Raw genomic sequence first — 21733 nt, forward strand, 5'->3', positions numbered from 1 at the left:
GACCAAACACGCAATGGACCGTATCGACGCCATGAAGGTATTCGTCGCCACGCTCGACGCGGGCAGTCTGGCGGGCGCAGGCCGTCGGCTGGGCCGCTCGCCCGCGGCGGTGAGCCGGGCCATCGCGTTTCTGGAGACGCATACGGGCACGCCGCTGCTACACCGCACCACGCGCACGATCCGGCTCAGCGAGGCGGGCGAGCGCTATGCGCTGGCGTGCCGGCGCATCCTCGCGGATCTGGAGGAGGCGGACCTGCTCGCAGCCGACGAGCGCTCCGCGCCGCGCGGACTGCTAGGCGTGACGGCGGCGGTGGCGGTGGGCGAGGAGGTGCTGCGCCCGATTGTCGATTCGTTTCTCGATCGCCATCCCCAGGCGTCGATCCGCCTGCACCTGCTCGACCGGCCGGTGAGCCTCGTCGACGAGGGCATCGACGTGGCGCTGCGCATCGCGCATCTGCAGGACTCCACGCTCGTCGCCATTCCGGTGGGCGAGGTGAGGCGGGTGGTGGTCGCTTCGCCCGACTATCTCGCCACGCATCCGGCCATCGACGTGCCCGCCGATCTCGCCAGCCACCCGATCATCTCGATGACGCATTTCGGGCTCGATTCGTGGAGCTTTCCGGCGGCCCGTCAAACGGCGCTGCCGCAGGTCGTGCGGTTCACGCCGCGCTTCATCGTCAATACGATTCGCGCTGCGCTGTCTTCGGCCGTGGCCGGGCATGGCGTCACGCGGCTGTTCTCCTATCACGTGGCCGAGCAGGTCAAGGCCGGTGCGCTGAAAATCGTGCTGCGCGACAGCGAGCATGCGCCGTTGCCCGTCAATCTGGTGACGCCGCGCGGGCGCCTTGCGGTGCCGAAGGTGCGCGGTTTCGTCGATTTCGCCACGCCGCTGCTACGCGAGTATTTCGAGCGGGCCCAGCAAATCACCGACGCCGATCGACGCTGATTCGATCGCCGTGCGGAAGAATCACTTACGCAGCGCGGTGATTCTCCCGAGATGCGAGTCGTTCTAGACTGGCTCCCATATTCATCGGGCGCTTAACAGCACCGGTCCATGGGAGTCGTCATGCAGCAAGCCATCTCGAATCCGGCCGCTCCGGCCGGCTATAACGTCTGGCGGGGCACGCTCGCCGGGGCCAGCGCGAGCCTGATCGGCATCGGTCTCGCGCGTTTTGCCTATACGCCGCTTTTGCCGGCTATCATCGGCGCGCACTGGTTTCCCGCCTCGAGCGCGGCCTATCTCGGCGCGGCGAACCTCGGCGGCTATCTGGCCGGCGCACTGCTGGCGGGCGCGATGGTACGCGTGGCGAAACCCGCCACCGTGCTGCGCGCGATGATGCTGCTCGCGACCATCGCTTTCGTGGCCTGCGCGGTGCCCGTGTCGTTCCTGTGGTTTTTCGTCTGGCGCCTCGCCTCGGGGCTTTCGGGCGGCGCGTTGATGGTGCTCGCCGCACCCACGATCCTCGCGCACGTGCCGGCGGCGCGCCGGGGCTTCGCGAGCGGTGGCATCTTCACGGGGATCGGGCTCGGCATCGCGGCCTCGGGCACGATCGTGCCGATTCTGTTGCGTCAGGGGCTCACGTGGACGTGGCTCGGGCTCGCGGCCGTTTCGCTCGTGTTGACCGCCGTGGCGTGGAACGGCTGGCCCGAGCACGCGGCGCCCGCGCACGCCGGTGCTCATTCGCGCTTCGAAACAGCGCCTGCGTATCCCCGCGCCGGCCTGCGCGCGCTCTATGTGGAATATGGCCTGAACGCCGTGGGGCTCGTGCCGCACATGCTGTTCCTCGTCGATTTCGTGGCGCGCGGGCTGGGCCGCGGCGTCGATGCGGGCGCCGAGTTCTGGGTGCTGTACGGCTTGGGCGCGATCGTCGGGCCGCTCGCGGCAGGGCATCTCGCCGATCGCGCGGGTTTCGGCCGCGCGCTGCGCGTCGCGTATCTGGTGCAGGCCGCTGCGGTCGCGATCCCGGCCGCGGGCTTATTCGGGCCGACGGGGCTGATGGTCTCCGCATTTGTCGTGGGCGCGTTCACGCCGGGCATCGTGCCGCTGGCGCTCGGTCGCGTGAACGAGCTGCTCGCGGACCATCCGTCCGCCGTCAAGGACGCATGGAGCCGCGCGACGACGAGCTTCGCCGTGATGCAGGCGCTGGCGGCCTACGGTCTTTCGTTCGTGTTCGCTTCGAGCGGCGGCAATTATCGCGCGCTCTACGCGATTGGCGCGGTGGCGCTTCTGCTCGCACTCGCCGTCGAGCTGTTTTCCGCGCGGAGCGCGAAATGAATACCACGGTTTCTTCTGCACCGGCGGCGCTCGCGCGGCCGTATGCGCAGCACGACGCGCGGCCGCGCGGCTATGCGGAGCGCAACGTCCAGTACTGGCGACGCAATCTCTTCGTCTGCGTGTTCGGCTCGTTCACGACGCTCGTGAGCCTGAGCATGCTGCTGCCGTTCCTGCCGCTCTATGTGCGGCAACTCGGTGTCGGTTCGCCGTCCGCGGTGATCCAGTGGTCGGGCATCGCCTTCGGCGCGACCTTCCTCGGCACCGCTCTTACCGCGCCACTGTGGGGGCGTCTGGCCGACCGTTTCGGCCGCAAACCCATGCTCGTTCGCGCGGCGATCGGTATGGCTCTGGTGATGTCGTTGATCGGCGTGGCGCACAATGTCTACGAACTGGTCGCGCTGCGTCTGATCGCCGGTCTGGTGGGCGGCTATGCATCGGCTTCCACGGTGATGGTGGGCACCCAGGCGCCGCGCGAGCGCGCGGGTTGGGCGCTCGGCATACTTTCGACGGGCGCGCTCGCGGGCAATCTGGTCGGGCCGCTCATCGGCGGCGTGCTGCCAGACTGGATCGGCATTCGCGGCACGTTCTTCGCGGGCGGCGCGATGATCGCGGCGGCGGCGCTGCTCACCATCTTCGTGGTGAAGGAAGAGTTTCACCCGGACAGCGACGCGAAAGCTCACGCGCGCGGCACCGCCGGCACGCCCGCCCGACGCGCCAATTACGCGGTGGTGGCCGCGCTGCTCGTGACCGCGATGATGGTGCTGCTCGCCAACATGTCGATCGAGCCGATCATCACCGTGTATATCGGCGGCCTTGGCGTGGATGCCGCGCATCTTGCGCGCGTGGCCGGCGTGGTTATGGCATGCTCGGCGCTCGGGAGCATGCTGACGGCCGCGCGCCTCGGCGCGCTGGCCGACCGGTTCGGGAGCTGGCGCGTGATCGTTGTCTGCCTCGTGCTCACGGGGCTGGCGATGGTGCCGCAAGCCTTCGTCACGCACTGGTGGCAGCTCGCGGCTTTGCGCGTGCTGATGGGTATGACGCTCGCGGGCCTGTTGCCCTCGATCGGCAAGCTGGCGCGGCAATCGGTGGATGAAAGCCGGACCGGCCGCATGCTCGGTTATCTGCAATCGGCGCAATTCAGCGGCCAGGTGGCGGGCCCCGTGATCGGCGGTGTGATCGGCGTTCATCTCGGGCTGCACGCGGTGTTCTTCGTGACCGGCGCGCTGCTGATCGCTTGCGGCGGCCTCGCGCGCTGGGCGCACCGCCGCGCTGGGGCCTGACAGGCAGGCAAGCCGGCAGGCACATCGAATCTTTTAACGCATCCGGTGGGAAGGGAACATGAGCATTCAAGCGGACAATCGCGCGTTACTGCGCACGCTCGGCATCCACAAGCCGATCATTCAGGCGCCCATGGCCGGCGTCACCACGCCGGCGCTGGCCGCCGCGGTGTCGAACGCGGGCGGCCTCGGCTCGCTCGGCGTTGCCGCGATGAACGCGGAGAACGCGCGCCGCGCGATCCAACAGACTCGCGAGCTAACGACCAAGCCGTTCAACATCAACGTGTTCTGCCATCGCCCGGCGACACCCGATGCGGCCGTCGAGCGTGCGTGGCTCGAGTGGCTCGAACCGGTGTTCCGGCAATACGGCGCTACGCCGCCGCAAGCGCTCTGCGAGATCTACACGAGCTTCGTCGTCGACACCGCGATGCAGGCGATGCTGCTCGCGGAAAAGCCGGCCGTCGTGAGCTTCCATTTCGGCTTGCCGCCCGATGCGGTGATCGCGCAACTGAAGCACGCGGGCATCCGTTTGCTGGCGAGCGCGACCAATCTCGACGAAGCGGCGGCCGCCGTCGAGGCGGGTGTCGATGCGATCGTCGCGCAGGGCATCGAAGCGGGCGGTCATCGCGGCGTGTTCGACACGACCGGGCGCGACGAACGCATCGGCACGTTCGCGCTGACGCGCCTGGTCGCGAGCGAGTTCGACCTGCCCGTGATCGCGGCGGGCGGCATCATGGACGGCGCCGGCATCGCGGCCGCGCTCGCGCTGGGCGCGCAGGCTGCGCAATTGGGCACGGCGTTCGTCGCGTGCCCGGAAACCTCGATCGACGACGGCTATCGCCGCGCGTTGCTCAGCGATGCAGCACGCTCGACGACGTTCACGTCGGCCATTTCGGGGCGGCTCGCGCGCAGCATCGTCAATCGCTTCACCGCGCTCGGCGAGGACCCGCAAGCCCCGCGCACGCCGTCCTATCCGATCACCTATGACGCGGGCAAGGCGCTCAATGCAGCCGCCAAGGCCAAGGGTGAATTCGGCTACGGCGCGCATTGGGCGGGCCAGGCCGCGCCGCTTGCGCGTTCGCTGCCTGCCGGCGAACTGATGGCGCAACTGGAACGCGAAACGCGAGAAAGTATCGAGCGGCTGCAATCGGTGTGGAACTAGCAGTCCAGCTTCAATACCATCGCACAGATGGAACACATCGGCACGCGTGGGGCATGCGCGGGCCGATGTCCGATTAGCTTCCAGCCTCAGTTCCGCACCCATGCATTCGGTCCAGCGCGGCCGCGATCGTCGGGTTCTCAAGCCAACGAAACAAAGGCGGACAGGCATGCAACGCAAATTCGACGATCTCCTGCTGGGCAGCATCGAGCTCTTCTGCCTCGCGGCGGAGCTGGGTAGCTTCACGCTGGCGGCCAACGCCGCGAGTGTCACACCGGCGGCAGTGAGCCGCTCGGTGGCGCGGCTCGAGGAACGGCTCGGCGTGCGTCTGTTCGTGCGCACTACACGCCAGATCCGTCTGACCGACGCGGGGCGGCGCTACTTCGAGCAGTGCCGGCAAGCCCTGTCGCAACTGATGGACGCCGAGCGCGAAGTGACGGGCGAGCAGACCACGCCGGCCGGCGTGCTGCGCATCAGCATGCCGACGCCGTATGGACACTATCGCGTGTTGCCGCTACTGCCGGCGTTTCGTGAGCGCTATCCGCAAGTCCGGGTCGAGACGCACCTGAGCAATCGCAACATCGACTTTGCGGAACAAGGTTTCGATCTCGCGATACGTGGACGCGCGCCGGCCGATTCAAACCTCGTCGCGCGCAAGCTCGAAGACGCGGAAATGGTCGTGGTGGCGGCGCCCGCCTATCTGAAGCGCGCGGGCGTGCCGAAAACCGTCGAGGACCTGCGGGCGCATGAGTGCATCCAGTTCGAACTGCCGAGCAGCGGACGCCATCTCGCCTGGACCTTCGAGGGTTCGCCTGAAGATGGCGACGTGCTGACGCAGGGCAGCTATGGAACCTCGGGCGACGCGCTCGCCGGCGTGACGCTCGCGCGTGCCGGCGCGGGCCTGTTTCAGACGTATCGCTTCGTCGTGGAGGACGACCTGCGCGAAGGTCGGCTCGTGGAAGTGTTGCGCGAAGCGGGCGGACGCACGCGGCCATTCATCCTGCTTTATCCGCACGCGCGCTACCTGACCTCGCGCGTGCGGGCTTTCGTCGAATTTCTCGTCGAGCAGTTGGCCAAACCCGCGACGCTCGCCCCGAGCACGCGCGCGCATTGAGCGGCGCGCGCCGCTTCATCGCATGGCCCGCTCAGTGGCCGGCGCTCTGGCCGCCGTCCACATGCAGGATCTCGCCGGTCACGAACGGCGCCGAGTCGAGATAGAGGATCGCATTCACGATGTCGCTCATCTCGCCCATATGACCCACTGGATGCAATGCGCCAAGCGCCGCATGCGTTTCGGGCGCGTGCATCGGTGACTTGATGATGCCGGGCGAAACCGCGTTGGCGCGAATTCCGCGCTTCGCATACTCGATCGCGAGCGAGCGGGTCGCGGCGGCGAGGCCCCCCTTGGTCAGCGAGGTCAGCACGGACGGTACGCCATCAATCGCGTGATCCACGAGGCTCGTCGTGATGCTGACCACGTGCCCGTGCTCATGCTTCTCCATCTCGGCGATCGCGAGCTGCGTGATGTGGAAGAAGCCCGCGAGATTGATGCCGGTGATCGTCGCGTAATCTTCCGCGGTGTATTGGGTGAACGGCTTGGCCACGAAAATGCCCGCATTGTTGACGAGCGTGTCGACACGACCGAAGCGCGCCACGGCCGTCTCGATCACCCGTCGAGCCGTGGCCGGATCGGCGATGTCACCGGCCACGGTGACGAGGTTGGGATCGTCAGACGGCTTGATGCCGCGCGATGTCGCGACCACGTTATGGCCGAGCTTGCGAAATGCCTTGACGGTTTCGGCACCGATGCCTTGCGATGCACCGGTGACCACGATGACTTTGGGAGACTGACTCATAGTGAACCTCGAAGTAGGTTGGATCAGCAATCTGTGATCGGACTGATGGCTCCGATGGCGACTAATTTATGCGGTCGTGCTCCGCTTTTGCACACAAGGCGCGGACAAACAGTTGTGAGCCGCAGGAACAAGCGGTGAGTGACGGCGCGTAGCGGCAGTGGCCCTGTCGGTGCCGGCCGGTCTGTCGCGCGCATTCGCGTTCACGATGCCTGCGTTCGCGGGTCGTGATCGAACTCGAGTCTGATGCCGCCCGGCTCGTACACCATCGTGTGGCGTTTGGGCCCGCCACCGAGATCTTCGGGCGCGAATTCGACTTTGACGCCCGGCCAGGCGGACACGCGCGCGAAGATGTCCTGCAGTGCTTCCTCGCTGCCCACGCGCAGCGCAAGATGATGCAGTCCGACATGGACCTTGCGATCGAATTCGACGAGGCGGCTCGAATCGGTGACCTGCCAGAGCGTCACCACGACGTGTCCGTCCGACACGAACGCAGCCGGATAGGCAGGCCTTTCCCCCACCTGCTGCCAGCCCAGACACTTCACGAAGAAGTCGCATGTGAGGTTCAGATCGCGGACGGTGAGTCCGACGTGATCGATACCCAGCGTAAGCGGTTTGTCAGTCATCGTTCTGTCCTCCTGAAGTGAGAGCGGGCAGCGCCCGAATCCGTGCCGGAAAGAATTTAGCCCCAAGGAATCGCGGCGATATTCGCCGGCGGTTCAATTCAGTTTTTACACCATGTAGCGCATACGGCGAGGAAATCCGCTTGCATAAATCTGCATAGTCAAATATATTGAAGTCAGATATCGAGGAGGCGATCGATGGGTGATTCGATCAACGAAGACTTTGAGCGCACGCAGAAGCTGGCGTCCGTGCTGGGTCAGGCGCGTCAGCTGATTGCAAGCGAACTCAGCGCGGGGCTCGCGGATGCAGGGTTGAATCTGCAGGAGCGCGGCGTTCTGCTCACGCTGGCGCGCGGCAGCGTGAAAACACCGGCCGCACTGTCGAAATTGGCGGGTGTCCACCCGGCCCGGATGACCCGCGTGCTGGACAAGCTCGAAAACAGCGGATTGATCGAGCGCGCCCGCAACGGCAGGGATCGTCGCCTCGTGGATGTGTCGTTGACGCGGGAAGGGCAGATCGTCGCCGCCAGGAACACACAGGTTGTCCAGGGAGCATGGAGCGAGCGGCTTTCGCATTTCTCGAAGTCCGATTTCGACGCGTTGTGCCAGCTTCTTTCAAGGCTGCTGGACCGCTGAGGCGGCATTTTTTTTAACCATTTATCTGACATTGCAGATAATAACGCGCCACTGACGGGCGCTTCGAACCGACACGAGGACGCAACATGAATCCATCGAGCAACCCAGCCGCGCCGGCTCAGCTGACCGGCGCAAAGTTTGCACTCGGCACGTTTGCCGTGGCGCTTGCCACCTTCATGAACGTGCTGGATTCATCGATCGCCAACGTGGCGATTCCGACGCTGTCCGGCAACCTCGGTGTGTCGATCGACGAAGGCACATGGGTCATCACGCTGTTTGCCGCGGCCAACGCGGTGTCGATTCCGTTGACAGGGTGGCTCACGCAGCGCGTCGGCCAGGTCAAGCTGTTCGTCTGGGCAATCCTGCTGTTCGTGCTGTCATCGGCGGCGTGCGGTCTCGCTCCGAACCTGATGGTGCTGCTCGCCGCCCGCGTCGTGCAGGGCGCCGTGGCGGGGCCGCTGGTGCCGCTTTCTCAGGCTTTGCTGCTCGGCTCGTTTCCGAAGGAAAAAAGCTCGAGCGCGCTGGCGCTGTGGGCGATGACGGCGACGGTCGGGCCGATTGCGGGCCCGGCGCTCGGCGGCTGGATCACCGACAGCTACAGCTGGTCGTGGATCTTCTACATCAACGTGCCGGTCGGCCTGTTCGCCGCGGGCGCGATCTGGGCGATCTACCGCGACCGCGAGACGCCGGCCCGCAAGCTCCCGATCGACAAGGTCGGCCTGATCTCGCTGATCGCATGGGTCGCGCCGCTGCAGATCATGCTCGACAAGGGCCGCGACCTCGACTGGTTCAGCTCGCCGGTGATCTGGGCGCTGACGATCGTCGCCGTGGTCAGCTTCCTGTTCTTCCTGATCTGGGAATTGACGGAGGAAAAGCCGATCGTCAACCTGCGGCTTTTCGCCAGACGTAACTTCCTCGGCGGCACGATTGCGATTTCGGTCGCCTACGCGATCTTCTTCGCCAACCTCGTGATCCTGCCGCAGTGGATTCAGGGCTTCCTCGGCTACCGGGCGGTGGACGCGGGGCTCGTGACCGCGCCGCTCGGCATCTTTGCCGTGGTCCTCGCCCCGGTGATGGGCAAGATCATGCCTCGTTCGGACATGCGCGTGCTTGCCACGCTTGCGTTCGTCGGATTCGCCGGCGTGTTCTTCATGCGCTCGAACTACACGACCGGCGTCGACGCCTGGACGCTCGTGCTGCCCACCTTGCTGCAGGGCATTCCGACCGCGCTGTTCTTCACGCCGCTCACCGCGATCATCCTGTCGGGTCTGAAGCCGGAGGAGATTCCGGCGGCGGCGGGTCTGTCCAACTTCGTGCGCATTTTCGCGGGAGCGGTGGGCACGTCGCTGATGAGCACCGCGTGGAACGACCGTACGATCCTGCACCATGCGCGCCTTGCCGAGCAAACGAGCGTGGACGATCCTGGCTTTACCGGCGCGATCGCGCACTTGCAGGCGGCGCTGGACGCGGGCGTTCCCAAGGCCACGGCCTTTTACGAAGCCTCGCTGAACGCGCAGGCGACGATGCTCGGCCTGAACGACATCTTCTGGATCTCGGCGCTGATCTTTGTCGTGATCATCCCGCTGATCTGGGTGACGAAGCCGGCCAAGGGTGGTGCCGCGGGCGCGGCAGCCGCCGGCGGACATTGAATCCAATTTGGCAACCTGGTTCGGACGGAAAATGAAACAGACCATCCTCTTCTTGACATTATCTGATAATGCAGATATTGTTCAAATCAACGAGGAGGACACCGCCATGGACCATTACACGACGAAGAACTTCATGCTTACGAACAGTATCGGCTTCAGGCTCGTCAAGGCCCGTAACGTCGTCGTCGCGGAAATGGACGCGGCGCTCAAGGACCTCGACATCAACGGCCAGCAGATGGGCATCCTGCTTTCGCTGAAGCAGGGTGTGGCAACCACGCCTTTCGAGCTGTCGAAGCTGCTCGGAATCGACACCGGCCTGATGACGCGGATGCTGGACAAGCTGGAATCGAAGGGGCTGCTGGTACGATCGCGCGACCCGCAAGATCGCCGCGTGGTCAATCTGACGTTGACCGCGGAGGGGCAGAAAGTCGCCGCGCGGATTCCGGAAGTCGCACCGCATGTGTTGAACGCCCGCTTGCGCAAATTCACGAAGGCCGAGTTTGCCGAGCTGGACCGCCTGCTTCGCAAGTTCACAGGCGATTGAACGGCGCGGCCGTGTGCCGCGCTTTTTTTCATCCATTAATCTGATTTGTCAGAAAATGAAAACGCAGACTTCCAGGGCAAACACCGTCGCCCGTTCGCTGAAGCTCGGTGTTTCGGTGATCTCCTTCGCAGTGCTGGCAGCATGTGCAAACTATGCGGGCATCCACAGCGACAAGCAGATCGATCAACCACAACAGCTGGAAACGGCGCAGAGCCTTCCGCAAGAGCAGGGGCACTGGCCATCCGCCGACTGGGTCGACCAGTTCGGCGACGCGCAACTGAAAGCATTGATCGCCGAGGCACTGCAAGGTAGCCCGACGCTCGACCAGGCGCGCGCGCGAGTCGAGCAGGCGCAAGCCTATAGCGAAACGGAGAAGGCAAACACGCTGCCGCGCGTCGATGCGTCGTACACGCTGACGCGCCAGCAGTACAGCAGCACCGCGTTGATTCCGCCGCCGTACGCCGGCTCATGGCAGACGGAAAACAAGGGGCTGCTGAGCGCTTCTTACGATCTCGACCTGTGGGGCAAGAACCGCGAGGCGCTGCGCGCGGCTGTCTCGGAGGCGTCCGCGAGCGAGGCCGACGTGGAAGTCGTCAGGCTCACGCTCGACACCTCGATCGCCCGCACTTACAACGAGCTGGCGCGGCTCTACGCATTGCGCGACATCGCGCAGCAGGAAGTCGCGCGGCGCGAGCAGATCGACCGCATCACCGCGAGCCGCATCGCAAACGGCCTCGATACCGAAGTGGAGCGCAAGACGGCCGAAGCGAATCTGTCCACGAGCCGTGCCCGCGTCAGCGCGCTCGACGGCAGCATCCTGACCACCCGGTATCAACTGGCGGCGCTGCTTGGCAAGGGGCCCGACCGGGGACTCGCGATCACGCGGCCGACGCTCGGCGTCGGCGACGACGTACGTCTGCCGGACAACCTGCCGGCCGATCTGCTGGGCCGCCGGCCCGACATCGTCGCGGCGCGCTGGCGCGTCGATGCGATCACGCACGAGGTGAAGGAAGCGAAGGCCGAGTTCTATCCCGACATCAACCTGAGCGCCGCGATCGGTTTCGACGCGTTCGGCTTCGGCCGCCTTTTGAGCGCCGCGAGTCGCACGGCCTCGGTGGGCTCGGCGATCCATCTGCCGATCTTCGATGGGGGTGAGTTGCGCGCGCAGTTGAAGGGCCGCTACGCCGAGTTCGACTATGCGGTGGCGACCTACAACCAGACGCTGATCGGCGCGCTGAGCGGCGTGGCCACGCAGATCGCGCAGATCCGCTCGAGCGACGCGCAGCTCGGCGATGCGCAGGCCGCGCAGCAGGCCGCGAGCGATGCCGATCGACTGGCGACCACGCAATACAAGGCCGGCCTCACCAACCAGCTGACCGTACTCAATGCCGACGTCACCGCGCTGAACGCCGACGAGGCGATCGCCAATCTGAAGATGGACCGCCGCGACCAGCAGATCGAGCTCGCGTCGGTGTTGGGCGGCGGCTATGTCGATACGTCGGCGAGCACCGACCATCACGCCGACGTCGCCGCCGTCCCCACCAGTCAAGCCAATCCCGCGGTTGCCGCACGTTGAACGGCACATCGCGAACCCTATCAGGAGAACTGCAATGAGCGATTCGATCACGACCGACCGCGAAGTCGCGGATCAGGAAGACGAACAGAAGAGCGGCGCGCAAGCGTCCGCCACGCCCCAAGGCGACAACAAGGCCACGCCCCCGGCACGCCGCAAGCGCCTGATCGCGCTGCTCGGCGCCACGGTCGTGGTCATGAGCGCGGCTTACGGCGCGTACTACTTCACCGAGGGCCGTTATCACCAGGAGACCGACGACGCGTACGTCAGCGGTAATCTCGTGCAACTGACGCCGCAGGTCACCGGCACGGTGATCGCCGTCAACACCGACGACACGCAGATCGTGAAGCAGGGCGACCCCGTCGTCACGCTCGATCCGGCCGATGCGAAACTTGCGCTCGCCGATGCCGAAGCGCAGCTCGGCCAGACCGTGCGACGCGTGAGCGGCCTGTATATCAACAACGACTTCTACGCGGCGAACGTCGCTCAGCGCGAAGCGGATCTGGGCCGCGCCCGCGACGACCTGCATCGTCGCGAGGCCGTCGCGGACACGGGCGCCGTGTCCGCCGAAGACATCGCGCACGCCCGCGACGCGGTCAGCGTCGCGCGGGCAGCGCTCGACGCCGCGCGCCAGCAGGGCGAAGCCAACCACGCGCTGACCGACCGCACCACGGTCGAACAGCATCCGGACGTGCAGGCCGCCGCCGCGAAAGTGCGGACCGCGTGGCTCGCCTATGCGCGCGATACGTTGCCGGCGCCGGTGACCGGCTACGTCGCGCAGCGCCGGGTTCAGGTCGGCCAGCGCGTCGCGCCCGGCACGCCGCTGATGGCGATCGTGCCGCTCGACGGCGTATGGGTCGACGCGAACTTCAAGGAAGTGCAGCTCAAGCACATGCGGATCGGCCAGCGGGTCACGCTGACATCGGACGTCTACGGTAGCGGCGCGCGATATCACGGGCGTATCGAGGGCTTTTCGGCCGGCACCGGCAGCGCGTTCGCGACACTGCCGGCGCAGAACGCCACCGGCAACTGGATCAAGATCGTGCAGCGGCTGCCGGTTCGCATCGCGCTCGACCCGGCCGAGCTGGCCGCGCATCCGCTGCGTATCGGCCTGTCGATGGCGGTCGACGCCGACACGCGCGACGAATCCGGTTCGCAGTTGGGCGCGGCGCAGAACACGCGCTATCGCACCGATGTTTTCGCGCACTACGATGCGCAGGCCGACGCCGAGATCGACAAGATCATCAAGCAAAACGAAATGGTCTCTCGCGCGATGGCCGCGCAACCCCAACCGCAATCGCAATCGCAACGCGTGGCGTCGCACGAACACAAGGCAAATGCGGGTTGAAGCGCGTCGAGCGCAGCCTGTCGCGACACAGCGTGAACCGGCAGGTCACCGAGGCGGGGCTCAACGGCCGAGCGCCGCCTCGTCCTCGGCCAATGCCGACGGCACGGCCTCACGCAGGAAATCCACGAAAGTTCTGATTTTGGCGTCCAGATACTGGCGCGACGCGTGGACCGTGTAGGCCGTCAGTTTCTGCAGCCGATACTGCGGCAGCACGCGAACCAGTGCGCCGCTTTCGAGCAAGGGCAGGGCGCTCGACATCGGCAGCGCGCCGATACCCACCCCTTCGCGCAGCGCGACACCGAGCGCGTCAGGAAGGTTGATTTCGACCGCCGCCTTCGGAAGCTCGACCGTTTCACGGCCGTTGGGTCCGTCCAGATGCCAGCGATCGCGCGGGAAAATCGACATAACGAGCTGCAGGCACGTGTGACCCCGAATGTCCTGTACCGTGTGCGGCGTACCGCGCGCGCGCAGATAAGCGGGCGCTGCAAAGAGCACGCTGTGGACCTCTCCGAGCCGACGCGAAACGAGCCCCGAGTCGGGCAGCTGCGTCGCACTCAATCGAAGCATCAGGTCGTAGCCATCGTCGAGAAGATCCGGCGTGCCTGACGATAACGTCAGCTCGACCGACACGGCAGGATAGCGCTCCTGATAGCGGACCGCTGCCGGCACCAGATAGGTCGTGCCAAAGCCTGGCGACGCATGCACGCGCAGCCGCCCCGAGGGTCTGACTTGCGCATTGGCTGCCTCGGCTTCGGCCTCGTCGACAGAGGCGAGTATTTGTTGGCAGCGGTCCAGATATCGCTCGCCCGCCTCGGTCAGCGCGAGGCGCCGGGTACTTCGGTGCAGCAGACGTGTGCGCAAATGCGTCTCGAGTTGCGCGACCGCCCGCGACGCGTTGGCTGTCGGAATGTTCAGGCGCGAGGCCGCTGCCGTGAAGCTTCCTTCTTCGGTGATACGGACGAATATCCGCATCATGTTGAGCTTGTCCATTACAAATGCACGCGAACCTGTTCCGTAAATGTCCGTATCGCCTCTTCATTGCGCGACAGGAAAATCCATTGGCCGACTCGCTTCGGAACCAGAAGTCCCGCTTCGACGAGCACGGCGATATGCATTGATACCGTCGACTGGGCCAGACCGCTGCGCGCCTGGATGACGTGCACGGGTACGCCGCGGCCATGGTTGAGATAGCCGTTCGGAAAGGTCTCGGCGGGGGCTCTCAACCACGCGAGGATGTCGCGCCGCAGCGGATTCGCGAGAGCCTTGTGAATCAGGTTCGTGTCGATCATCAATTACTCCGTGTGTGCCCGGCGCTTCGTGCCGGCGGCGTCAGCAACGCCGTGGCGATCGTTCCCGCGGCATGTTCGCCGAGGTCTTCCCGCACCAGCGACAGGGCGAGATGGATGCCCGCACTCGCGCCGCCCGACGAGTACAGGTTGCCATCCTTCAGGCAGCCAGGATTCGACATCACATGGACCAGCGGATATTCGGCTGCGAGGCGATCTGCGTCGCGCCAATGCGTGGTCAGCCAGCGGCGATCGGCGAGACCGGCTCTTGCAAGCAGAAACGCGCCGTTCGAAATGCAGGCGAGCCTGTGGGACCTTGGCCCCGCATCGCTCAACCAGTCCACGAGTTTGCGATGCTCACGGGCAGAACCGACCACCGGGGAGCCAGGCACCACGACGATGTCGAAGGGCGGGCGCGTATCGAACAGGCACTCGGTCGTACCCACGGCCGTCCCGTTCGACGAAAACACCGGCCCCGGCGACGGCCCGATCAGATGCGCCTCATAGAGGACGCCGCCATACAGGCGGTTGGCCTGATGAAACACATCCATCGGACCACTGACCTCGAGCAGCTGAAATCCCGCATAGAGCATCATCGCGACACGCATGCGCACTCAGCCGGTGAACGCTCGCGACACGAGCGCGGATTGTGTCGCCACATGCGCCGCATGCGATCCCGGCGCGGTCGATGCGCAAGCATCAGGTCCCGCGTACAGCAGCGTCGTGCCGGCAGGCGGAATCTCGCGCAGCAGCGGCTCGACGAAACTCCATGCGCCCTGATTGTGCGCTTGCTCCTGGCACCAGACCACGCTCTTCAGGTTCGGATAGCGAGCGAGCTCGGCGGCCAGTTGTTGCGCCGGAAACGGATAGAGCTGCTCGACGCGGATGATCGGGGTGTCGGTCATACCGGCGCTGCGGCGATGCGCGAGCAATTCGAAGTAGACCTTGCCGCTCGTCACGATCACCCGCTCCACATCAGTCGCGCGCGACGCGTCGATCTGGGTGTCCGGCAGAACCTCGCGGAATTCGCCGTGACTCAACTCGTCGAACGTGCTGGTCGCCTCCGGGTGGCGCAGCAGCGACTTCGGCGTCATCACGACGAGCGGGCGCCGTTCGAAGGCGCGGGCCTGCATCAGCAGCAAATGGAACAGTTGCGCCGGCGTGGTCGGTTCCGCAACCCGCATATTGTTTTGCGCACTCAATTGCAGGTAGCGCTCGAGCCTCGCCGACGCGTGCTCGGGGCCCTGGCCTTCCTGCCCGTGAGGCAGGAACAGCGTCAGGCCGCTGTGTTGTCCCCACTTGGCCGCGCCCGCCGCGATGAACTGGTCGATCACGACCTGCGCGCCATTGGCGAAATCACCGAATTGCGCTTCCCAGATCACCAGCGCATTGCGATTCACCGTCGAATAGCCGTACTCGAATGCCAGCACGGCGGCCTCGGAGAGAATCGAGTTCGTCACGGTGAACCGGCCCTGGGTTGCGCCGAGATGATCGAGTGGAACATAGACCCCATCGGGACGATGTATCCGTGTCTGATCGTGCAGAACGGCGTGCCGGTGGTTGAACGTCCCGCGTGCGCTGTCCTGCCCGCTCAGTCGGATACCGACCCCGGCCGCGAGTAACGATGCGAATGCCAGATGTTCGCCCATGCCCCAGTCGAGCAGGCGTTTTCCGGATGCCATCTCCTGACGCCCGTTCATCATCTTCCTGACGAGCGCATGCAGCGTCAGGTCCGCGGGGACGGTCGAGATCCGCTGCGCGAGGCCGCGCAGATCGTCGGCCGACGGGGCTAGGTGGCGGGTCGGGCCGGTTTGCGCGGCTGAGCGCGAGCGCTCGCCGGCTTCCTCGTGTAGCGGCGAAGCATAGGAACCCACGGTCTCGTGCGCGCGCTCGAGAAGTTCGCGACGCGCGCTGACGTAGCGTTGCGCCTCGTCGGCCTTCAGCACGCCTTGCTGGATCAGCCGGTTCGCGTAGCGTGTCCTCACGCCCGGATGACTCGCGATCGAGCGATACATCAGCGGTTGTGTGATGCCGGGCGTGTCCTGTTCCTGATGCCCGTACCTGCGAAAGCAGACGAGATCGATGACGACGCTGCGCTTGAACGTGCTGCGATAGTCGAGGGCGAGCCGCGCCGCCATCGCGACCGCTTCAGGGTCGTCGCCATTGACGTGCAGGATCGGCGCCTCGATCATCTTCGCGACGTCCGTCGTATAGAACGACGAACGCGTGTCGCGCGGATCGGAAGTCGTAAAACCGATCTGGTTGTTGACGACGACGTGCACGGTGCCGCCCGTGCCGTGTCCGCGCGTATAGGAAAGGCTCAGCGTTTCCATGACCACGCCCTGTCCGCTCATCGCCGCGTCGCCGTGGATTTCGACCGGCAGCACGTCGTCGCCGTCGGCGCTGGCGGCGAGATCCGCCTTCGCGCGCGCCATGCCTTGCACGACCGGGTTGACGACTTCCAGATGCGACGGGTTGAACGCGAGCGTCACCTCGACCGGTCCGGCGTCGGTCTCGACCGAACTGGCAAAGCCCTTGTGATACTTGACATCGCCGGCCGTCAGTTTTTCGGCGTCCTTGCCGTCGAATTCGTCGAACAGCGCGCGCAGCGGCTTGCCGACGACATTCACGAGCACATTCAGGCGGCCGCGGTGCGCCATGCCCATCACGAGCGCGCGCAGCTTCTTCGACGCGCCATACCGGACCAGGTCGTCGAGCAGCACGATCAACGACTCGCCGCCTTCGAGCGAGAAGCGCGTTTGTCCGACATAGCGCGCGTGCAGGTGTTTTTCGAGCCCTTCGGCTGCGCACAAACGCTCCAGCAGCCGCAGTTTCTCAGCGGCCTGCAGCGACGGCGTGGCGCGCGAGGATTCGAGCCGTAGCTGCCACCAGCGCCGCTGCTGCGCGTCGGCGAGGTGCATGAACTCGGCGCCGAGTGTGCCGGTGTACGTTTGCTCGAGCGCGGCAACGATATCCTTCAGCGTCGCGTCGTCCTCGAAGAGAAACGTGTCGGCGGTGCTGAACGTGGTCGACATGTCGGCGGCCGTCAGGCCGTAGTAGGCCGGCGTCAATTCGGCGTAGGAGCGTGGCGGCGTCCACGCCAGCGGGTCGAGATCGGCCACGCGCGTGCCGATCATCCGGAACGCGGCGATCAGCGTTTGCACCGCCACCTGCTTTCTCGCGAGGCCCAGCGCGTCGGCGGCCTCCTTGTTGGCCTGCTCATTGGGTTGCTTATTGGCCTGCTTATCGGGCTCGCTACCGGCTTCGTTGCTGGCCGCGACGACGGCACGCGGCGTTCGTTTCGCCAGCTCGACGAAGCTGGAGATCACCGGTGCGTGCGGCTGGTCGTCACGATCGCTGCCATCGATGGCGGGGGTGTCGCGCAACGCGTCGAACCACGTCCGCCACTCGGCTGTGACCGCATTCGGGTCAGCCAGGTAAAGTTCATATTGCTCTTCGACGTAGGGGGCGTTGCCCCCGAACAGGAAAGAGCTCTGACGTTCCTTCAACATGATGAATCTGCCTTTGCTCGCTGTGCGGCCGTGAGCCGGCCGCAATATATGGAGTGACGACTATCGTTGCCTGTAGCCACCCACCGAACAGCCAGGCATCGACGCGCGTCACAAGCGCCGTCCTTGGCGGGAGACCTCCCGGCACGCCCGGGTGATATCCCCAGTCGCGGTCGTGTAGACAGTCTAGTTAATCGATGCTGTGGCGGAAATGCGCGGATGATTCGTCCGTCTGCCAACTAGTCGAAGTTTTGGGCCACGCGCGCAGTGCTGGCTTACCTCGTGTCGGGCATCGTTGCGGCGAGAGATTTGTTACGCCCAGACACAATAGTTTTTCCGGGCGCTGACGGCATCAGCGGCCGATGATGCGGTAAGCTGCGCCACGGCATCGCAAACATAGTTCCCACCATGAAGGTCACGGCATGAAAGTCGCCATTGTTGTATTCGATGGTGTGCAGGCGCTGGATGTAGCAGGCCCACTCGATGTGTTCGCCGAGGCGAACACGTTTCTTCCCGAGCATCAGCGCTACGAAGTCTCGCTGGTCGGACGCGAAGCGGGCACCGTGACCTGCTCGAATGGCATGCAACTGGCGGTTTCGTTTGGCTATGCCGACCGTGACATTCAATGGGACCTGCTGCTGGTCGCGGGCGGACCTCAGTTGCCCGATGCGCAGCCTTCGAATGAATTCCTGACCTGGTTGCAGAATCAGGCGCGCAGCGCGAGCCGCTTCGGCTCCGTATGCAATGGTGCATTCGTGCTCGCGCATGCGGGGCTGCTCGATGGCAAGGAAGTCACGACGCACTGGTCGGACGCGAATCGGCTGTCCAATGAATTTCCGCAAGCCAACGTGCGGCCGGACAGGATCTTCGTTCGCGACGGTCGGCTTTTCACGTCAGCCGGCGTGACCGCGGGCATCGATCTGTGTCTGGCGCTAGTCGCCGAGGACTGGGGGCACGAGCTCGCGGTGCGGGTCGCGAAGCGTCTGGTCGTGTATATCCAGCGGGAAGGCGGTCAGTCGCAGTACAGCCCCTATATCGGCGCGGGCAAGGACGAAGATCCGATCCTCCACAAGGTCTATCGATATGTGAGCGAGCATATTACCGGGACGCTGTCGATCGAGGAGCTCGCGAGTGCGGCCTCGGTGAGCCGCCGTACATTGTCGCGGGTATTCGCGAAGCACGCGAAGGTGACGCCCTCGGTATTCGTCGAGCAGGTGCGCGTCGATACGGCGAGAAAACTGCTCGAGGATACCGATGCTCCGCTGAAGACGGTCGCGTTCAAATGCGGCTTTCACAACGCCACGCATATGCGCACGACATTCTCGCGGCGGCTCAACGTCACGCCGAAGCAATATCGGATGCGATTCAGAGGGGAGGCGAGTGCACAACAGTGAGCCCACCGCGGCGCTGGCGGACGTGTCGTCGTTGACCAACGACGATTCGGCGCAATTGCTTCCCGACATCATTCAGCCCGGCTTGTCGATCCTCTTCTGCGGCATCAACCCGGGATTACGCGCGGCGTCGACAGGGCACCACTTCGAAGGCAGGGGCAACCGGTTCTGGAGAGTTCTCCATCGCGCCGGTTTCACGGACGAGGAGTTTCGCCCCGAGAACGACCGGCAACTGTTGAATCGTGGATACGGTCTGACCACGGCGGTCTTACGTCCCACGGCTCGTGCGGACCAACTGTCGAAGGTGGAGATTCAAGCCGCCGCGGCGCAGTTCGAACTGAAGATTCGACACTACGCGCCGCGCTTCATCGCGTTTCTTGGCAAGGTGGCGCTCGCCGAAATGTCCGGCCAGCGTGATATCGAATGGGGCTTGCAAGCCCGTGATTTCGCCGGTGCGCGCGCATGGGTCCTGCCAAACCCAAGCGGCCTGAACCGATCGTTCAGCCTCGATGCACTCGTGAGCGCCTACCGTGAGCTCCGGTTGGCTGCGAAACTGGCGCTTCCCGACTAGACGGCGATTGCCGCCATAGGCGCGCGCTGCTGCCTTTTGCGGCGCGCTAAGCCGCGTCTCACGCTTTTGCCCGAGCCCATGCGGGTCGGTTCCACGCAGCCTGTAACGGCTGGTCGCGCATCAGCGTTCCGCTTGACTCAAACCAGCGCCTGAATCGCATGGCCCGTGACGAACCACCATGGTTCGTCACGACGCACGCTTTTCCGCCCATGCCGCGCGAGCGGGCGCACAGCCGGTCGACACAGCACGGCCTGGCCAATTTTCCGTACTGGATGGCCCAAAACCCGCCTAGCCGAAGCTTTAAGAAATCGGCCCGATCTCTGACAATTAAGCAATCGGTGAACAGCAACGAAGAGCGGTGAGCCGACAGCTGACTGTCCGCGTCGGGCAGTACAGCTAACTAAACCAGAGCGGGTTGAAACCTATGACGACTGAAACGGAAGCGCCGAGTATCCCGCGATCGCTGGAGAGCGGTCCTGTACGCGTGGTAGCGGCGCCGCCCCGGACGGCTCCTGCGCAGGTGGCTCTTACCGGGCGTATTGCGCTCGGGCTCGTCGGCATGCTGTTCGCGTCGTTGCTGGCGATCCTGAACGAGCAGGTCACCGCGGCCGCGCTGGCCGATATCCAGGGCGCGTTCCTGATCGGACATGACGACGGCACCTGGCTCACTTCGCTGTTCGAAGCAGCGAACGTCGCGACGATGGTGTTTGCGCCGTGGTTCGGCATCACGTTCACGCTGAAGCGGTTCACGATCGGCGCCGTACTCGCGACGATGTTCTTCGGCTTGCTGTGCCCGTTCGCTCCCAATCTGCTGGCGCTTTACGTGCTGCGCATTCTTCAGGGAATCGCGGGCGGATGTCTTCCGCCGATGCTGATCATCGTGGCGCTGCGCTATCTGCCGCCCAATCTCAAGCTGTATGGACTCGCCGGCTATGCGCTGACAGCGACCTTCGGGCCGGCCCTGGGCACGCCGCTCGCCGCGTTGTGGACGGAGTTCGTCAGCTGGCGCATGGCGTTCTGGCAGATCGTTCCGCTCGGCGTGCTGTGCTGCATCGCGATTCAGCGGGGGCTTCCCGCGGACCCGATGAAGCTCGAGCGGTTTCGCTCGTTCGACTGGATCGGCTTCGTGACCGGATTTCCCGCCGTCGCGATGCTGGTGACCGGTCTTTTGCAGGGCGATCGTCTCGACTGGTTCGATTCGGGGTTCATTCGCGTGATGTTCGGCGCGGGGGCGCCGCTGCTCGTTGCATTTCTCGTCAACGAATGGTGTCAGCCGGTGCCGTTTTTCAAGCTTCAACTGCTTGCGCGCAGGAATTTCACGCATGGACTATCGACCTTGCTCGGCACCGTGATCCTGCTGGTGGGCATGGCGGCAATACCGGCCCAGTATCTCGCGATAGTCCATACGTACCGCCCGCTGCAGACCGCGCCGCTGTCGTTGTTTCTGGCCGTGCCGCTGTTGATCACGCTGCCGCTGACGGCCGCTTTGCTGAACACGCGCCGCGCCGATCACCGCTGGGTAATCGCCACGGGTCTCGCGCTGATGTTCGTGACCTGCGCGATGGGAAGCTTCATCACGACCGAGTGGATTCGCGACAATTTCTACCTGCTGCAATCGTTGCAGATCGTCGCGCAGCCGATGGTGATCATGTCGATCCTGATGGGCGTGACGACGGGGCTGCCGCCCACCGAGGGTCCGTTTGCTTCGGCGATGTTCAATTCCCTGAAGACGTTTTCCGCGGCGGTGGCGAGCGGGCTCATTGAAAGTGTGGGGACCGCGCGCGAGCATTTCCATTCGAGCATGCTGGTCGACCAGCTGGGCAACCGCCCACTGATGGCGAACCAGGGCGTCGGCGCGGACTACGGTCTGGGTCAGCTCGCGCACCGGATCCACGAGCAGGCGGTCGTTCTGACTTCCGCCGATCTGTACCGCGTGATGGCGTGTGTCGCCGTTGCGCTTCTTCTGCTGGTTCCAGTGCTGCCGGTGCGCATCTATCCGCCGTGGAGCACGACGCCGCCTGCTTCGCATTGAGGAACGA

The 21733-nt window shown here is 65.0% G+C and carries 19 protein-coding genes; 13 read left to right on the plus strand and 6 right to left on the minus strand.

Going from position 1 to position 21733, the window contains the following annotated elements; all coding sequences use genetic code 11:
* The first annotated feature begins 13 nt into the window (after positions 1–13).
* The 5 genes from OKW30_RS08520 to OKW30_RS08540 all read left to right on the plus strand — a co-directional run bounded on the left by OKW30_RS08520 (position 14) and on the right by OKW30_RS08540 (position 5825).
* The gene (locus tag OKW30_RS08520) at positions 14–946 is read left to right on the plus strand and encodes a LysR family transcriptional regulator (protein ID WP_429346492.1); all 933 of its coding nucleotides are present in this window, start codon (positions 14–16) and stop codon (positions 944–946) included.
* Between the two features lie 120 nt (positions 947–1066).
* A complete protein-coding gene (locus OKW30_RS08525; protein WP_429346493.1) occupies positions 1067–2275 on the plus strand; it encodes a YbfB/YjiJ family MFS transporter in 1209 nt (402 codons plus the stop codon).
* The gene (locus OKW30_RS08530) at positions 2272–3555 is read left to right on the plus strand and encodes an MFS transporter (RefSeq protein WP_184065801.1); all 1284 of its coding nucleotides are present in this window, start codon (positions 2272–2274) and stop codon (positions 3553–3555) included. Before OKW30_RS08525 ends, OKW30_RS08530 begins: the two co-directional genes overlap by 4 nt.
* Positions 3556–3613: 58 nt before the next feature.
* The gene (locus OKW30_RS08535; protein ID WP_429346494.1) at positions 3614–4714 is read left to right on the plus strand and encodes an NAD(P)H-dependent flavin oxidoreductase; all 1101 of its coding nucleotides are present in this window, start codon (positions 3614–3616) and stop codon (positions 4712–4714) included.
* 166 nt (positions 4715–4880) lie between these two features.
* Positions 4881–5825, plus strand: a complete 945-nt coding sequence (locus tag OKW30_RS08540; RefSeq protein WP_429346495.1) for a LysR substrate-binding domain-containing protein — start codon at positions 4881–4883, stop codon at positions 5823–5825.
* 31 nt (positions 5826–5856) lie between these two features.
* Here OKW30_RS08540 and OKW30_RS08545 read toward each other — a convergent pair whose 3' ends face one another.
* Positions 5857–6567 carry an SDR family NAD(P)-dependent oxidoreductase gene (locus OKW30_RS08545; protein WP_429346496.1) on the minus strand — a complete coding sequence of 237 codons (711 nt, stop codon included), beginning with the start codon at positions 6565–6567 and terminating at the stop codon, positions 5857–5859.
* Between the two features lie 200 nt (positions 6568–6767).
* Positions 6768–7190, minus strand: coding sequence for a VOC family protein (locus OKW30_RS08550; protein WP_184065787.1), 423 nt, complete (start codon positions 7188–7190; stop codon positions 6768–6770).
* 195 nt (positions 7191–7385) lie between these two features.
* Between OKW30_RS08550 and OKW30_RS08555 the strand changes: the two genes are divergently transcribed.
* The 5 genes from OKW30_RS08555 (at position 7386) to OKW30_RS08575 (ending at position 12937) form a co-directional block, all read left to right on the plus strand.
* The gene (locus OKW30_RS08555; RefSeq protein ID WP_429346497.1) at positions 7386–7823 is read left to right on the plus strand and encodes a MarR family winged helix-turn-helix transcriptional regulator; all 438 of its coding nucleotides are present in this window, start codon (positions 7386–7388) and stop codon (positions 7821–7823) included.
* 86 nt (positions 7824–7909) lie between these two features.
* The gene (locus tag OKW30_RS08560) at positions 7910–9472 is read left to right on the plus strand and encodes a DHA2 family efflux MFS transporter permease subunit (RefSeq protein ID WP_429346498.1); all 1563 of its coding nucleotides are present in this window, start codon (positions 7910–7912) and stop codon (positions 9470–9472) included.
* A 106-nt stretch (positions 9473–9578) separates the two neighbouring features.
* The gene (locus tag OKW30_RS08565) at positions 9579–10016 is read left to right on the plus strand and encodes a MarR family winged helix-turn-helix transcriptional regulator (RefSeq protein WP_187631509.1); all 438 of its coding nucleotides are present in this window, start codon (positions 9579–9581) and stop codon (positions 10014–10016) included.
* A 55-nt stretch (positions 10017–10071) separates the two neighbouring features.
* Positions 10072–11592 carry an efflux transporter outer membrane subunit gene (locus OKW30_RS08570; protein WP_429346499.1) on the plus strand — a complete coding sequence of 507 codons (1521 nt, stop codon included), beginning with the start codon at positions 10072–10074 and terminating at the stop codon, positions 11590–11592.
* A 34-nt stretch (positions 11593–11626) separates the two neighbouring features.
* Entirely contained in the window at positions 11627–12937 is a 1311-nt protein-coding gene (locus OKW30_RS08575; protein WP_429346500.1) for an HlyD family efflux transporter periplasmic adaptor subunit, read from the plus strand.
* A 60-nt stretch (positions 12938–12997) separates the two neighbouring features.
* On the opposite strand, the gene OKW30_RS08580 is transcribed toward OKW30_RS08575, so the two are convergent.
* Genes OKW30_RS08580 through OKW30_RS08595 form a run of 4 tightly spaced genes read right to left on the minus strand, consistent with a single transcriptional unit; the run spans position 12998 to position 17735 of the window.
* Positions 12998–13927: a LysR family transcriptional regulator gene (locus OKW30_RS08580; RefSeq protein ID WP_429346501.1), complete on the minus strand. Its 930-nt coding sequence runs from the start codon at positions 13925–13927 to the stop codon at positions 12998–13000.
* Positions 13927–14226, minus strand: coding sequence for an ArsR/SmtB family transcription factor (locus OKW30_RS08585; RefSeq protein WP_184067597.1), 300 nt, complete (start codon positions 14224–14226; stop codon positions 13927–13929). The genes OKW30_RS08580 and OKW30_RS08585 overlap by 1 nt, the downstream gene beginning before the upstream one ends.
* Complete coding sequence (locus tag OKW30_RS08590; protein WP_429293086.1) at positions 14226–14831, minus strand: AraC family transcriptional regulator; 606 nt, start codon at positions 14829–14831, stop codon at positions 14226–14228. The genes OKW30_RS08585 and OKW30_RS08590 overlap by 1 nt, the downstream gene beginning before the upstream one ends.
* 6 nt (positions 14832–14837) lie before the next feature.
* Positions 14838–17735 (minus strand): 2-oxoglutarate dehydrogenase E1 component, encoded by a 2898-nt coding sequence (locus OKW30_RS08595; protein ID WP_429346502.1) that lies wholly within the window; start codon positions 17733–17735, stop codon positions 14838–14840.
* 419 nt (positions 17736–18154) lie between these two features.
* Here OKW30_RS08595 and OKW30_RS08600 point away from each other — a divergent pair, with 419 nt between their 5' ends.
* From OKW30_RS08600 to OKW30_RS08610, 3 genes are all read left to right on the plus strand, one after another.
* Positions 18155–19126: a GlxA family transcriptional regulator gene (locus OKW30_RS08600; protein ID WP_187612800.1), complete on the plus strand. Its 972-nt coding sequence runs from the start codon at positions 18155–18157 to the stop codon at positions 19124–19126.
* On the plus strand, positions 19113–19694 hold the full coding sequence (gene mug / locus OKW30_RS08605; RefSeq protein ID WP_429346503.1) for a G/U mismatch-specific DNA glycosylase: 582 nt from the start codon (positions 19113–19115) through the stop codon (positions 19692–19694). The genes OKW30_RS08600 and mug overlap by 14 nt, the downstream gene beginning before the upstream one ends.
* A gap of 424 nt (positions 19695–20118) precedes the next feature.
* The gene (locus OKW30_RS08610) at positions 20119–21726 is read left to right on the plus strand and encodes an MFS transporter (RefSeq protein ID WP_429346504.1); all 1608 of its coding nucleotides are present in this window, start codon (positions 20119–20121) and stop codon (positions 21724–21726) included.
* The last annotated feature ends 7 nt before the right edge of the window (positions 21727–21733 follow it).

It is taken from the genome of Paraburkholderia sp. Clong3, assembly GCF_050436485.1.
Classification (GTDB): domain Bacteria; phylum Pseudomonadota; class Gammaproteobacteria; order Burkholderiales; family Burkholderiaceae; genus Paraburkholderia; species Paraburkholderia tuberum.